Annotated in this window: 14 protein-coding genes; 8 read left to right on the forward strand and 6 right to left on the reverse strand. The window is 59.7% G+C overall.

Translation table 11 applies throughout. The features are described 5' to 3' along the window. Positions 1–44: 44 nt before the first annotated feature. From ACQK2M_RS09670 to ACQK2M_RS09700, 7 genes are all read left to right on the forward strand, one after another. On the forward strand, positions 45–1,403 hold the full coding sequence (locus tag ACQK2M_RS09670) for an aromatic ring-hydroxylating oxygenase subunit alpha (RefSeq protein WP_425417614.1): 1,359 nt from the start codon (positions 45–47) through the stop codon (positions 1,401–1,403). A gap of 12 nt (positions 1,404–1,415) precedes the next feature. After that, positions 1,416–1,946, forward strand: a complete 531-nt coding sequence (locus ACQK2M_RS09675; protein WP_425417615.1) for an aromatic-ring-hydroxylating dioxygenase subunit beta — start codon at positions 1,416–1,418, stop codon at positions 1,944–1,946. Between the two features lie 17 nt (positions 1,947–1,963). Further along, positions 1,964–2,917 (forward strand): VOC family protein, encoded by a 954-nt coding sequence (locus ACQK2M_RS09680; RefSeq protein WP_425417616.1) that lies wholly within the window; start codon positions 1,964–1,966, stop codon positions 2,915–2,917. Positions 2,918–2,972: 55 nt separating this feature from the next. After that, positions 2,973–3,653: a TetR/AcrR family transcriptional regulator gene (locus ACQK2M_RS09685; RefSeq protein ID WP_425417617.1), complete on the forward strand. Its 681-nt coding sequence runs from the start codon at positions 2,973–2,975 to the stop codon at positions 3,651–3,653. Between the two features lie 88 nt (positions 3,654–3,741). Further along, positions 3,742–4,068: a non-heme iron oxygenase ferredoxin subunit gene (locus ACQK2M_RS09690; RefSeq protein WP_425417618.1), complete on the forward strand. Its 327-nt coding sequence runs from the start codon at positions 3,742–3,744 to the stop codon at positions 4,066–4,068. Between the two features lie 66 nt (positions 4,069–4,134). Beyond that, positions 4,135–5,181 carry an MBL fold metallo-hydrolase gene (locus ACQK2M_RS09695; RefSeq protein WP_425417619.1) on the forward strand — a complete coding sequence of 349 codons (1,047 nt, stop codon included), beginning with the start codon at positions 4,135–4,137 and terminating at the stop codon, positions 5,179–5,181. Then, positions 5,117–5,866, forward strand: coding sequence for a hypothetical protein (locus ACQK2M_RS09700; RefSeq protein ID WP_425417620.1), 750 nt, complete (start codon positions 5,117–5,119; stop codon positions 5,864–5,866). Before ACQK2M_RS09695 ends, ACQK2M_RS09700 begins: the two co-directional genes overlap by 65 nt. Before the next feature lies 1 nt (position 5,867). Here the strand turns inward: ACQK2M_RS09700 and ACQK2M_RS09705 are convergent, their stop codons facing one another. From ACQK2M_RS09705 to ACQK2M_RS09730, 6 genes are all read right to left on the reverse strand, one after another. Next, positions 5,868–6,656, reverse strand: coding sequence for an IclR family transcriptional regulator (locus tag ACQK2M_RS09705; RefSeq protein ID WP_425417621.1), 789 nt, complete (start codon positions 6,654–6,656; stop codon positions 5,868–5,870). Positions 6,657–6,824: 168 nt separating this feature from the next. Beyond that, on the reverse strand, positions 6,825–8,036 hold the full coding sequence (locus ACQK2M_RS09710) for an NAD(P)/FAD-dependent oxidoreductase (RefSeq protein ID WP_425417622.1): 1,212 nt from the start codon (positions 8,034–8,036) through the stop codon (positions 6,825–6,827). Between the two features lie 42 nt (positions 8,037–8,078). Continuing rightward, entirely contained in the window at positions 8,079–9,266 is a 1,188-nt protein-coding gene (locus ACQK2M_RS09715) for a Gfo/Idh/MocA family oxidoreductase (protein ID WP_425417623.1), read from the reverse strand. A gap of 4 nt (positions 9,267–9,270) precedes the next feature. Then, positions 9,271–10,275 (reverse strand): ABC transporter substrate-binding protein, encoded by a 1,005-nt coding sequence (locus tag ACQK2M_RS09720; protein WP_425417624.1) that lies wholly within the window; start codon positions 10,273–10,275, stop codon positions 9,271–9,273. 79 nt (positions 10,276–10,354) lie between these two features. Next, on the reverse strand, positions 10,355–10,798 hold the full coding sequence (locus ACQK2M_RS09725) for a nuclear transport factor 2 family protein (RefSeq protein ID WP_425417625.1): 444 nt from the start codon (positions 10,796–10,798) through the stop codon (positions 10,355–10,357). Between the two features lie 178 nt (positions 10,799–10,976). Next, the gene (locus ACQK2M_RS09730; protein WP_425417626.1) at positions 10,977–11,120 is read right to left on the reverse strand and encodes a hypothetical protein; all 144 of its coding nucleotides are present in this window, start codon (positions 11,118–11,120) and stop codon (positions 10,977–10,979) included. Positions 11,121–11,438: 318 nt separating this feature from the next. Between ACQK2M_RS09730 and ACQK2M_RS09735 the strand changes: the two genes are divergently transcribed. After that, a complete protein-coding gene (locus ACQK2M_RS09735) occupies positions 11,439–12,752 on the forward strand; it encodes a type IV secretory system conjugative DNA transfer family protein (protein ID WP_425417627.1) in 1,314 nt (437 codons plus the stop codon). Positions 12,753–12,872 lie beyond the last annotated feature (120 nt).

A 12,872-nucleotide genomic window follows, 5' to 3' on the forward strand; every position in this document is an offset into this window, starting at 1 on the left:
GCCCAATGGGTGGGTCGTCCGGCTGAAAGTCGGGAGTAAAGGCGATGAATGTAACGCGGAAGATCGAGGCGGCGATCCCGTCCTACCTGTCAGGGATGAAAGAAGATCTCGAGCAGGGCCTGGTGCCGATGCGCATCTTCAATGATCCGGACGTCCATCGCCTCGAAATGCAGGGCATCTTCACCCGGTCTTGGATTTTCATTGCGCATGAATCTGAGATTCCGAATGTCGGAGACTTCGTGGCCCGGTCGATTGGAGAGGATCCCTATGTCTGCGTTCGGGACGAGAACGGCGACATCCGGGTTCTGCTGAACAGCTGTCGCCATCGCGGCGCCCATTTCTGCCGTGTCGACATGGGCAATGCCAAGACGTTCACCTGCCCCTATCACGGCTGGAGCTACAAGACGACCGGCGAGCTCGACGGCGTGCCGGCTCCCCGACAGGGATATCGCGGTCTCAAGCTCGAGGAGTGGGGGCTGTTCCAGGCCCCCCATGTCGAGAACTACAAGGGGCTGATCTTCGCCAATCTGGATACGGACGCGGTGCCGTTCCTCGACTATGTCGGCGATTACAAATGGTACCTGGATATCCAGTTCGGCCTGACCGCCGGGGGCATGGAGGTTCTGGGCGAGCCTCATCGCTGGGTCGTCGATGCCAACTGGAAGCAGGGATCGGAGAATTTCTGCGGCGACAGTTCGCACACCCAGACAACCCATCGTTCGGTACTGGAGGCCGGTCTCGCCCATTCCTCGGCCGCCGGCGCGCCGGGCAAGTTGTACGGCCTGCACATCTCTTGCAACGGCTATGCGTTGAGCGTCCGCCAGGACCCCGACAATACCATTTACTGGAACTACCCGGAAGAGGTCTACAAGCTCTTCGGATCGGGAGAATTGAACGAATCGCAGCTGGAAATGGCCAGGACGGCCATGGTCCACAACGGCACGCTTTTCCCGAACTTCTCTTTTCTGCATTTCGGCGTCACCGACACTCAGGAGCGTGCTCCGTCCGGGTTCCTGACCATGCGAGTCTGGCAGCCCAGAGGGCCGGGAAAGACCGAGATCTGGAACTGGATTCTTGCTCCGAAGGAAGCTTCCGAGGAATACAAGCGCCGGGCCTATCAGGTCGGCATGAGTAGTTTCAGCCCCTCGGGAAGCTTCGAGCAGGACGATGTGGCGCTGTGGCCGGGCGTGGCACGCTCGGCATCCATGACCTACGCGCAGGTCAACAACGTCAAGGCGAACTATCAGATGGGTCTCGGCCCCATGTCGGATGTTGAGCCACTGAAGGACTGGAGCGGTCCTGGCGTCGCGGTTCCCTCCAATGCTGGCGAGAGCGGCCTGCGCACCTTCTACAACACCTGGATCGACCGGCTTACATCGGCCAGCGGTACAAGCAGCAAGTAGAGGGCATTCGATATGAACAATCACACCGTCCGCGAATTCGGATCGCTCGAAGAGGGCCTTGTGGAGAGGGTGAGTGCATTTCTCTACCACGAAGCCAGACTGCTGGATCATCAGGATCTGGCAGGTTGGCTTGAGCTCCTGTCCGAGGACATTGTCTACTCCATCCCGGTTCGAACCGCCCGGGAAGCGACGAACGAACGCGGGTTCAGCACGACCTCGTTCTTCCTCGATGACGACTATCCTTCCATGAAGACCCGCATCATGCGTCTCCAGTCAGATTCCGCCTGGTCGGAGCACCCGGCCACGCGGACGCGCCGCATGGTCGGCAATGTTCAAATATTGTCTGCCAACCCGGATATTGTGGAATGCGCCAGCAATTTGGCGGTGTATTGCTACCGAGGCGATGCAAGTACGCCGATCGTCGTGACGGCGGAGCGTCTGGATCGGCTGACACGGAAGGAAGAGCGCTGGAAGCTGAGCAGGCGGACGGTCTTGATGGACTCCACGGTGCTGGGACTGGAGTCGCTTTCGATCTTTCTTTGATCCACACGGAGATTTAAATGCCCGCAGCACAGGTCAATTCAGTACACAGTGTCGAGCTCGGCGTGACCAACCTTCGACAATCGGTCGCGTTCTACAGCGAGGTTTGGGGTCTCGATCCGATTCTGGCAGAAGGTGACAGTGTTCATCTGGGCGCCAAGGGCGGGACGCAGCATGTCCTGACCCTTCGCGAGCGTGCGAAGACCGCTCTCCTCGGGGTGCAATTCACGGCTGCCGACAAGATGGCGGTGGACGCATTGCATGCCAAGACGAAGGCGTTCGGCGTCGAGATCGGGAGTGACCCCATCCAACGGTCGCGCGATTTCGGCGGAGGATACGGCTTTTCGTTTCAGAGCCCAGAAGGTGTCGTGATCAACATCTCGTCCGACCTGGCAGCGCGAAACGGCGGCTATAAGGACAGTTCGAAGCCGAACAAGCTGTCGCATGTCGTGCTCAACAGCGCTGATGTCGAGAAGCAGACCCAGTTCTTCACCGATGTGCTGGGGTTCAAACTTAGCGATTCGACCGACATGATGGATTTCATTCGCTGTTCGGCCGATCATCATTCCGTCGCGCTGGCGCGCGGCAACGGACCGTCCGTCAATCACATTTCATACGAACTGCAAGGCATCGACGGTCTTATGCGCGGTGCCGGCCGCCTGAAGAGCAGGGGATTCAACCCGGAGTGGGGGTTGGGCCGGCACGGTCCGGGCAACAATGTCTTCATGTACTTCATCGACCCGAACGGCTTTGTAGTGGAATATACCACCGAACTTGAGCAAGTTGACGAGGCGACACATGTCGCCAATGACGCGAAATACTGGCGCGAGTTCCCATTGCGGCCCTGCCGATGGGGCATGGCGACGCGTCCATCCGACCGCGTGATGGCAGCATTCTCGGGAGACCTGAGCGTCGCCGATCCGGAAGACGGCAAGCGTTGCGAAGAGATCATTGCCGCTCGGCTTGCACAATAGTCATGGTCGCCGAGGCGCTACGCTGGTGTGAGCACCGTCCATTTCGGAGTGAGATGTGAAGACCATATCGTTTGAGACTGAAGAGCCCGTACTTGCGTCCCGCAAGCGTGTGACACCGGATGAAAAGGCGTCGGTGCGCGAACAAAAGAAGCATCTGAAGCGCGACCGGATCAAAGCAGCAGCGAAGGAACTGTTCTCCAGGCAGGAATACGAGAAGGCGACCGTTCGTGAGATCGCTTCGCAGGCCGGCGTGGCACTAGGCACGATATCGCTTTACGCCCGGGACAAGCGCGACCTCATCCTGCTCGCCTACAATGACGACGTGACGGATATGATCGCGCGCGGGGCGAAGGCCTGTCGCAGCGACGAACCTTTCGAAGACAATCTTATCGGGTTCTTTCAGGTGTTCTATGAAGCTTATGTGGCCAATCTGCAACTTGCCAGAACCTATCTGCAGGTCAACTTCTTTTCGTACGGCATCAACTCCAAGGCGCTCGCCCAGAACAGGCAGCGCAAGCTCGATGTAGTCGCGAAAATCGTGCGCTGGGGCCAACGCCGGCGCGAAGTGAGAGCAGACATCAAGGCCGATATCATCGCGATGCAGCTTTTGCTGCTCCACAGCTCCGCCGTGCGAACCTGGGTTCTCGAGGAACATCCGTCCATTGTCGACGGGTTGATTGAGATGCGCAAGCTCATCGCGTTGCAGACGCAGGGCCTCAATCCCCAGTCGAATTGATCAAGCAACGCGGGTGTGTGCACGCAACGGTCCGGGCACCTGGTGTGCCGTCCGAGGCCAAAAATATGACAGGAATGACGATTGCGATATGAGTGAACTGACCAGACTTTGTGGGACTTCCGAACTTGCTGAAAATGAAGTGAAAGCTGTTACCGTAGGGGAACGCACACTCGCCGTCTACAATATCGAAGGCGAGTTCTTCGTCACCGACGACAGATGCACGCATGGCGCGGCCAGCCTCGCGGAAGGCGTGCTGGAGGATGGCGTTATCGAATGCGCGCTGCATGGCGGCGGCTTCAACGTGCGGACTGGGGAGGTGGTGTACCGACCCTGCATCTTAGCGCTGCGGACCTACAAGGTGGTTATTGATGGAGACGATATCTGCGTGGACCTGGAGAAGTCTGCGGGAGACTAGCCGGTCGGTCGCCAGATTTGCCAACAGGTTCGGCCCGGTAGTTTGTTAATGCGTTGGGAGGTGAAGGTGACAAATTTTGATACGGTCGAGGCTTCGTCAGGCGGGTTGCCGCGCCTGGTTCTGCCGAACTTGCTCTGGACCGGCGGGTGTCTGCCGCTCGAGTATCGCGGTGAAGTGGTTCACGGGCATATGGGTGTCTTTCTCGTGCGCGGCAGCGAGAAGACGATCCTCATCGATTCCGGAAATCCGCTTCACTGGGAACAGATGGAAACCGCGGTCGAGGCGTTCCTCGGCGACCGGCCACTCGACTATGTCTTTCTGACGCATGGCGAGTTCCCGCATGCCGGACTCATGACGCAGTGGCTGGAAAAGTATCCGCGTGCCATCGCCGTCGGCGACCTTCCCGAATATCCGTTGCTCTATCCGGACCTTGCCCATCGCATCAAGCAGGTAAAGGCCGGGGACAGTCTCGATCTGGGCGACAGAAGCATCTTCTTCCTTCCGGCAGTATGGCGCGATCTGGACACGCTGTGGGCCTTCGACAACAAGGACCGCGTGCTTTTTGTGTCGGACGCGTTCGGCTATCTGCACTACCACAAGGATGGAGAGTGCGATCGCATGTCCAGCGAGATGCCTCCGCCCGATGCGGTGATGATGCAGTTTGTCAACGAGCGCGCGCTCTACTGGACCAATCACACCGATGTCGAACTGACCTTTGCGGATCTTGACGAAATTCTGCAGCGGCTGAAGCCACGTCTGATTGCGCCGGCGCATGGGGGCATCGTGGACAATGCCGAGGTGACCACCGAGCTGTTCAAGGAAGGCATGAAGACGATGTCCGCCCCCGGCCGGTCGGCTGACGCTCCGCCTGCAGATCAAAGCGCGGCGCGCGTCCAACCGTCGTCACTGGCCGAGATAATCCCGGACACGCTCTATGCTCTTGGAGGGACTATCCTTGCCTCGCGTTCACTGCCCTGGACTGCGCCTGGCCTCGAAGGATGGGATGCCCTTCCAGTGCTACCTTTTCAAGAGCGGCGGGAAGGTGCTGTTGATCGATGGCGGACTTGCGGTGCATCGTCGGAAGATCTTCGACGCCCTGTCCAGCCTGCTTGAAGGCGACACGAAGTTGAGCATGATGATAACGCGCCGCGACATTGACTCGATCAACAATATTCCGGCGCTGTTGAGGTCGTTCGATGTCGATCTGATCCGATTTCCCAATGCCGACTTTACACCGCTCGATTTTTTCACGGCATTTGACGAGGCCAATGCCAAGGCGCAAGCCTACGCGATCGCTTCGCCATCTCCCGTCGAATGGACGCCGCCGGGACACATCGTAGCGTTCGGCGGTTTGTGGTTGGAATATGTGCGCACCATGGTCCGCGTGCTCTCGACCAACTGGCTTTACGAGTCGCAGACGCGCACGCTGTTCTGTTCAGATTCCTTCGGATTTCTGACAAGCGACTTACCCGGGGGACCGCGGGTGGTGACGCCCGATCCCGAAAGCTACTCCACCCAGTCGATCGTCGATTTCCTGAACTGCAAATTCGACTGGCTTTGCGGGTGCGACGCGCGGCCGATTGTCGAGGAATTGGAGCAATTGATGGCCAAGCGGCCGATCGACCGCCTGTGTCCAAGTTATGGCTGCATTATCGAAGGCAGGGAAGCGGTCGCACTTGTGCTCGAACGGACGATAGAAGCCCTGAAGATCCTGTCAGCCTTACCCAAGCCCAGCGTGCTTAAAGGTTTCGACTGGTCGCGATATCCCGGCGACGCGATCACGCAAGAAAGCGCCTGAACTAGCGCGCCGCGCTCCACAGGCGATCGCGCAGCTTCTCGGCTGTTTCTTTGGCGGCTTCGATCCACAATGCCTCGTTCTCGCGGGTCATGCGCGTGAGTGGCGCGCTGACGCTGACTGCGCCACGACCTACTCCGTGATGGTCGACGATGGCGACTGCGATGGAGCCGACCCCTTCGGTGCTTTCCGCGCGGCTCTTGGCGTAGCCGGCGCGGCGAATGCGCGCCAGCTGTCTCTCGAGCTCGGCGAAGGTGGTGACCGTTCGGTTCGTCACCGCCGGCAGTTCGTGTTCGGGATAGAGGTGCCTCAACTCCTCGGGTGATAGGGTCGCCAAAACAGCCTTTCCAAGGCTTACGCAATGGGCCGGCACGAAACTGCCCGCCCGCGTGCCGCTGCGCAATTGTTGCAGGCTCTCGACGCCTTCGACATAGAGTATTTCCCGGCCGTATGGGACGCCGAGATGGATGGTTTCGTTCAAACTGTCGCGAAGTTCCTCTAGGATTGGCCGAGCGTGTTCGCGGATGTCTAGGTCGCGGATGGCCGCGAACCCCATTTCGACGAAGGTCGGTCCTATCTTGTAACCGCCGCGTTTTTCGTCCTGTCTGGCGAAACCGTGATGCACGAGCATGGACAGCAGTCGATGCGCGGTGGATTGTGCGACGCCCAGTCTCTTGGCGACGTCCGAGAGCCTGATCTCCTTCTCGTCGCACAGCATCCGAAGGATCGTGAATGCGCTGTCGACGGACTCGATTGCATAGGCCGGCGTGCCCGATTTGCTGGTAAGCGCCAAGATGTCCCCTTTTCACGCCGGGCAAAGGGACCAGGAAGGGTCCAGCCGGCAAATTCTGGAGAACAGAAATAGTCACTTCGCCGGACACGCTCAACCGCTTTTAGCGGGATGAGAATGGCAGCAAGGTTCTTTCCACCGGGAATCCGGCAAAGGCGCTCGCCTGATCGGTCATGCCTTGACCTTGAGCATTGCGGCAAATGGTTGGTCCGGGTCGGCAAGCGCCGCCGAATCAATCGGGATATTTCTCTCGATCAGCCGCCGGATCATCGCGATGTCGCGCTGGACGTTGATGCCGGTGGCACCGCATACGCGCCCATCTTTTGCATGGACGATCAAACTGCTGTTGCCTTCGAGCGGACGTGTCACGCTGACTGCCTCGGGGTCCGCCCAGCCGACGCCCTGAATGTAGAGATCATATTGCTCAGACCAGAACGAAGGCACTGCGCGGTAGACATCCTGCGCGCCGGCAGCGTTTCGGCCAGCTACGCCGCCATGATCCAATGCATGCCGCCAATTTTCGAGCCGTACCATCCCGTCAGGTCCGGGAAAACGTGTGCAGTCACCTCCCGCAAAGATTGCCGGATCGCTTGTGCGGCACCCTTCGTCGATCAGGATACCGTCATCGGTTTTTAGTTTCGCACCCGCGGCAAGGGCATCGTTTGGGGTGACCCCGGTGCCGATGACGACATGATCCGCAAGGCAAACATCGCCGTCGGCGGTTGTCAGCCTTAGGCTGCCGTCATCCTGTCTGCTGACGTCCCTGAGCATGGTTTCAAGCCTGACCTCGACACCTCTCCTGCGGTGTTCGGCGAGAACCTTCATGCCTATTTCTTCGCAACAGGCGCGGGCCATTACACGAGGAGCTGCTTCAAACACCGTCACCGCGAGACCGAGTTCGGCCGCCGAGGCTGCTACTTCGAGCCCAATCAGGCCGGCGCCGATAATTGCGATGCGCCTTCTTTCGAGCAGAGCGCCACGCAGCGCGCGTGCATCCGCCTGCGTCCTGAGATAATGTACACGGTCCATGCCAAGCGGCAGGTTGGGCAATTCGCGGGGCAGGGAACCCGTCGCGATGACCAGCGCGTCGAAGGGCAAATCGCCATGGTTGGTGACGATCTTGCGTGCGGCGCGATCGATCCCCTCGCAGCGTGTCGCGAGCCTTACAGATATGCCTTGAGACGCCAGCCCATTCGGCCCGGCGATAAGCGCCTCATTCGGTTCGGACTGGCCCAGAAGCACGCCCTTGGAGAGCGGCGGCTTCTCGTAAGGTTCGCATGCCTCTTCGGTGACAAGGGTAACGTTCGCATCGCTGCGGTGCAGCTTTGCTTCCAGCGCCGCAGCCACCGCTGCAGGTCCGCCGCCTATGATTACAATTTCCATTTTCTCGCCATTCTCCGCTGCTGCGCCCGCTTTCCGTACCGCTCAGTCATTCACCGGCACCTGATGGCGAAGGATTATTTCCTGTTGCGTGCGGGCCGATTCCAGTACGGCAAGCGATGCCTCCATCGTCGCTTTTCCCCAACGTGCATTGTGAACCGGCTCGTGGTTGCCGATCACCGATTCCAGCAGTTCGTCAATCACAGCTTGCTTGTCCGGAAAGGCGCGCCCGGCCGGTGCGACATGCTCCTCAATGCCTTCAGGCCCGTAAACCGTGACGCCGTCCACAGAGGTTCGAATGTCCCCGCCACTGCAGGTCGCGATGGTTATGCCGCAATGGGGGGGATGCTTTGGCGGCACAAGATTCGGCTTCGCCGAATAGCTTCGGGAGCGCTTCATCGATGACTCTTCTTCAGCCGATTTACCTGCCAGAGCGGCTCGCGCCGAACCCTGAGTTCCCGGCTGCCGTTCTTCGCCAAGTTCGCCGACCCAGCCATGGAGCTCGTCGCTGTCGAAATAGTCGTAGCCACTGTAGACCAGCGAAGCGGTCGCGCCGCTTTCGAATTGCAGAAAGGTCATGTGACTACCTTCCGTGGGGCGCTCCGGGTCCAGCTGCCATGCCATTGAGCGGACGCTGCGTATCATGCCTCCGCCCAGAAGCCGGGCCACGTCCACCTGGTGCGGCACCTGGTTGTAGATGATGCCGCCACCTGCCTGCGTGTTCAGTTCCTCGGGCCGGCGTGGCCTGAAAAGGAAATTGCCGTAACTGAAGTTGTTGATCATCGCGAGTTGGCCGAACTCGCCGGATCTGATGAGTGCGCGCATCAGCCGGATCGGGGGATCAAAACTGTGCGTGTGGCCGACAACCAGTCTGACACCATTGCGCTCGGTGGCTTCGATCATGGCGTCGCAGTCTTCGAGCGAGAGAGCCATGGGCTTTTCGACGATGATGTGTTTGCCGCTTTCGGCAGCCGCGACCACATGTGAGCGGTGCATGCCGTGCGGTGTCGCAATATATACTGCGTCAACGTCGCGGTCTTCGTACATGGCCTCCGCCCGATCGTATGCCCTGGCGCCGAAATCCTCGGCGAAACGCTCTCGGGCTTGTGGGTTCGGATCGGCGCAGGCGGCCAGAGTGACGCCTGGGTGCGCGATCAGGCTTGGCAACATCTGCAAGGCTGCGCCGCCAAGACCGACCAGACCGAACCGAAGCTTCAAAGCGGAATCCGTCATGTCTTCAAAGCCGATCGCCTGCGTGATTGAGGACGCTGGGCGCGAATAGGTCGGCGGCCTCGACCTTCATCGGCGCCAGTCCCTGGTCCACGGCGTACTGGCATAGTGCGTCTATGACTTTGAGATTTCTCTCGACGCCATAGGGCCAGAAATCTTCCCCCATCAGATCGACGGTTTTTTCGCGAAGGGAAACGCTCCACGGAATTGACACGGGCGCGGGCTCGTCATTGCGCAGGCGCTCAAGGCAGTTGTTCTTGGCATGTTCGAATGCCTGGTAGAGGCTGACGGCCGCCCAAGGATGCTTGTCGTAGACTTCGCGCCGCATGACGAGGGTGTGCATGATCGGAAAGAGTCCGGTCTTGGCATAATATGATTGTTCGACTGCGGCGAGATCCTGAAACAGGCGCGAAACCTCCGGCCGGCCTTCACGCAGGGCCGGGGGCTTCTGGGGGGCGATGAGCGCATCGACCTCGCCTTCGGCAAGAAGGTCGTTGAGGGTTCTGGTTTCCTCGTTGCGAATGCGGATGCCCGGGAAGTCGAGGGAAATGACTGGTTTGCGTCCCGGGCTTTGCAGGCCGCCGGTGATCCATTCCATCGACGAGGCAGGGACGTCGTATTCGTGCTGCAGTAGACCGCGCACCCAGACCGCCGCCGTCATGGCGTATTCCGGCACCGCCACCTTGCGGCCCTTCAATTGCCCCGGCTCGGTTATGCCTTTGGACGTATTCACGTAAATGGCGCCGTGTCGGAAGGTGCGCGCCGGAAAAACCGGGATGGCGATGAAGGGCAGCTCCGTGCCTTCCGCCTTGGCTTGGGCAGCCTTGATGACATAGGCGGAAAACGACATCTCACCGGTATCGAATTCTCCCCGCATGAAGCGATTGAATGCCTGGAAGGGCGGTAGCGACACGAAGTGCAGATCGATCGCCGCCGGCTTGACGACGCCGAAGTACAGATCGTCGACGCGGTCGGAGCGGTGTCCTGCATAGCTGAGTTCGAGACGTGCCATCAGAGTCCGTCCTTGTTCCTTATCTCGTTTCCCGACCGCAACGCATTGAGCAACTCATTGCATGTGCGTTTCGGGCTTGTCAGCTTCGGTGCGCTTCGGACTCGAAACGCAGCACCAGATTGCGGTGCTCAAAACGCCACCGACCATCCGTGTCGAGAACGAAGATATCCTCGGCATCAGCAAGGGCAATCGGATCCGCAGGGCCTAGCCCCTCGCCGTCATGACGCAGCAGCAGGATGGAAGACAGGCTGCTAATCCGGTCCGGGCCAATGCTGACCAGGCGGATGTTGCTGTTGACATGGCGGGCGAAGCGGGAAGTCATCTTCGCTCGGCTGCGTCCATATTCGGAAATCGCTGCCCTGCCAATGCGATCGCCGCCTATTCCTGTCATTTTGCCCGATTCGACATAGAGTTCGCCAAGCTGGCCGGACTCATGGTTGTCGAGCATCCAGGAATGCTCGACGATTAACGCTTCGATCTCGCAACGTATGGCTGGGTTGATGACGCGTTGGCCGGTTGGCATCGCCTTCTCCTCGATTGCGCGGGCGGCGCAGGGTTTCGCGCAGTTCACCCAACATTCCGCATATTCTGTATAACAGAAATCAATTCTGATAATCAAGGATGTAACAGGTCGTCGAGGCGCATGCAACCGAAATGCGTCGCGGGATCGACGCAAGCGGCCACCCGGCCGAGCATATCGGCTAGGCGGTTGCGGCCGGTTCCGTGAGCAATGGCGCGCGACTCTGCTCATTGGTCGACGAGATCGCCTTGCGAAGGAGACGAAGGAAGACTTTCGCCTCATCGGGGTCCAGTCCTGCCATGATCTTGCGCTTGGCCTCGGTCACCGGAGGCTCAAGGCGCCGAAGTACTTCGCGGCCGCGTTCGGTGAGCTGCAGCTCGCGTGCGCGTCTGTCACGGCTGCTGATCTTACGCTGTCAATCGGCGTCCAAAACTGACACCGTAACTGCGCATGGCAGACGGTTGGAAAAGTACGGTACTGTCCCCCGGAACTGGTACGGCTCCGATCATCGGCAGCATAATGCCGCCGGCTTGACCGGGCAGAAACCGCTCCGGTTTGCTATACTGGTATTGGGCAGTTCTTCATAAACGGCGGCGCTGGATCCTGGACGTGTTCCTGATACAGCCCATGGATGCCGGTCAGGATGAAGCGTCGCCATTTCTGGCGAATGGAAATCGGTCTTCTCAAAACCGTCGATCCGTCGACACGCGAATTTGTCTATGTTCCGGTCATCAATGACCGGCGCTTTTCCCATGCCTGGGTGATCGGCAAGACCGGCGTCGGCAAGTCGACCGCGCTGATCCGCTGGGCGCTCGACGACATCTGCGCGGGCGACGGCATCGCCTTCTTCGATCCGCATGGCGATACCGCCGAAGAGATCATTGCACGCATTCCGCGCCGCAGGCGCGGCGACGTGATCTGGTTCAACCCGGCCGAGATCCCGGTCGGCTTCAATATTTTCGATACCATTCCCGAGGAGAGGAAGGCATTCGTCGCCTCGTCCGTCGTCGACAGCTTCAAGTCGGTCTGGGGCTACGAGGATCTGGCGACGCCGGCGCTGGAACAGTTCCTGTTCAATGGCGCGCGCGCCATGATGGACGTGCCGGACGGCACGCTGTTCGGGCTGAAGTTTTTGCTGACCAGTTCCCACTACCGCCACCGCGTGGTCAGCCATGTCAGGGACGCGGTCATTGCCGATTTCTGGCGGCGCGACTTCGAGGAGCACATGCCGGAGCGCGAACAGCGCGAGAGGACGCTGTCGACGCTCAACAAGATCGGTGCGCTGATTGCCGATCCGGCGATCCGCAATTGCATTGCCCAGCCGAATTCAAAACTCGACTTCGCCCGCATCCTGGCCGAGGGCAAGATCCTGATCGTCTCGCTGCCGCAGGGCCGGCTTGGCGTCGAGAAGTCGGCACTGATCGGCTCGCTGTTGCTAAGCCAGTTGCAACTGGCTGCCCTGTCGCGGCAAGGCGAGCGGCGGCCGTTTCATGTCTATGTCGACGAGTGCCATCACTTTGCTGCCGGCACGCTTTCAGAGATGCTGTCGGGCATCCGCAAGTTCGGCGTGTCGCTGACCCTGTCGCACCAATATCTCGGGCAATTGTCGCGCAAGCTGAAATCGGCGCTGATGGGCACGGCCGGCACCACCATCGTGTTCCGAATTGGCGTCGAGGACGCTGCCGTGCTGGAGCCGGAGTTCAGGCTGACCAACAGCGATCTGTCGCTATGTGAACTGCCGCCGTTCGAGATCTATCTGCGCGATGGCTATCGCACGCGCCGGCTGATCATGCCGGAGTGCCCCTATCCGCCCAGTTCGAAAGGCGCCGAGCGGATCAAGCGCTTCACGCAATCGCAATTTGCCTGCGATCCGCTGCGGCTCGATGCCAAGCTCAGGCGCTTTGTCGCCAATGCCTATGAACAGCCGCTGCCGCGCAGATCGATCGACGGCTGGTAGTGGTCAACTCCGGCTTGGCGCAATTCAGGTCCGGTTATTAACCCGAAGGAATTGCGATTGCGCACAGTCTATCTTGCTAAATTCCGGTCGGCCTCTTGACCATGCGGACAAGTCTCCGGC

Origin of the sequence: Oricola indica (genome assembly GCF_965227485.1) — a bacterium.
GTDB lineage: Bacteria > Pseudomonadota > Alphaproteobacteria > Rhizobiales > Rhizobiaceae > Oricola > Oricola indica.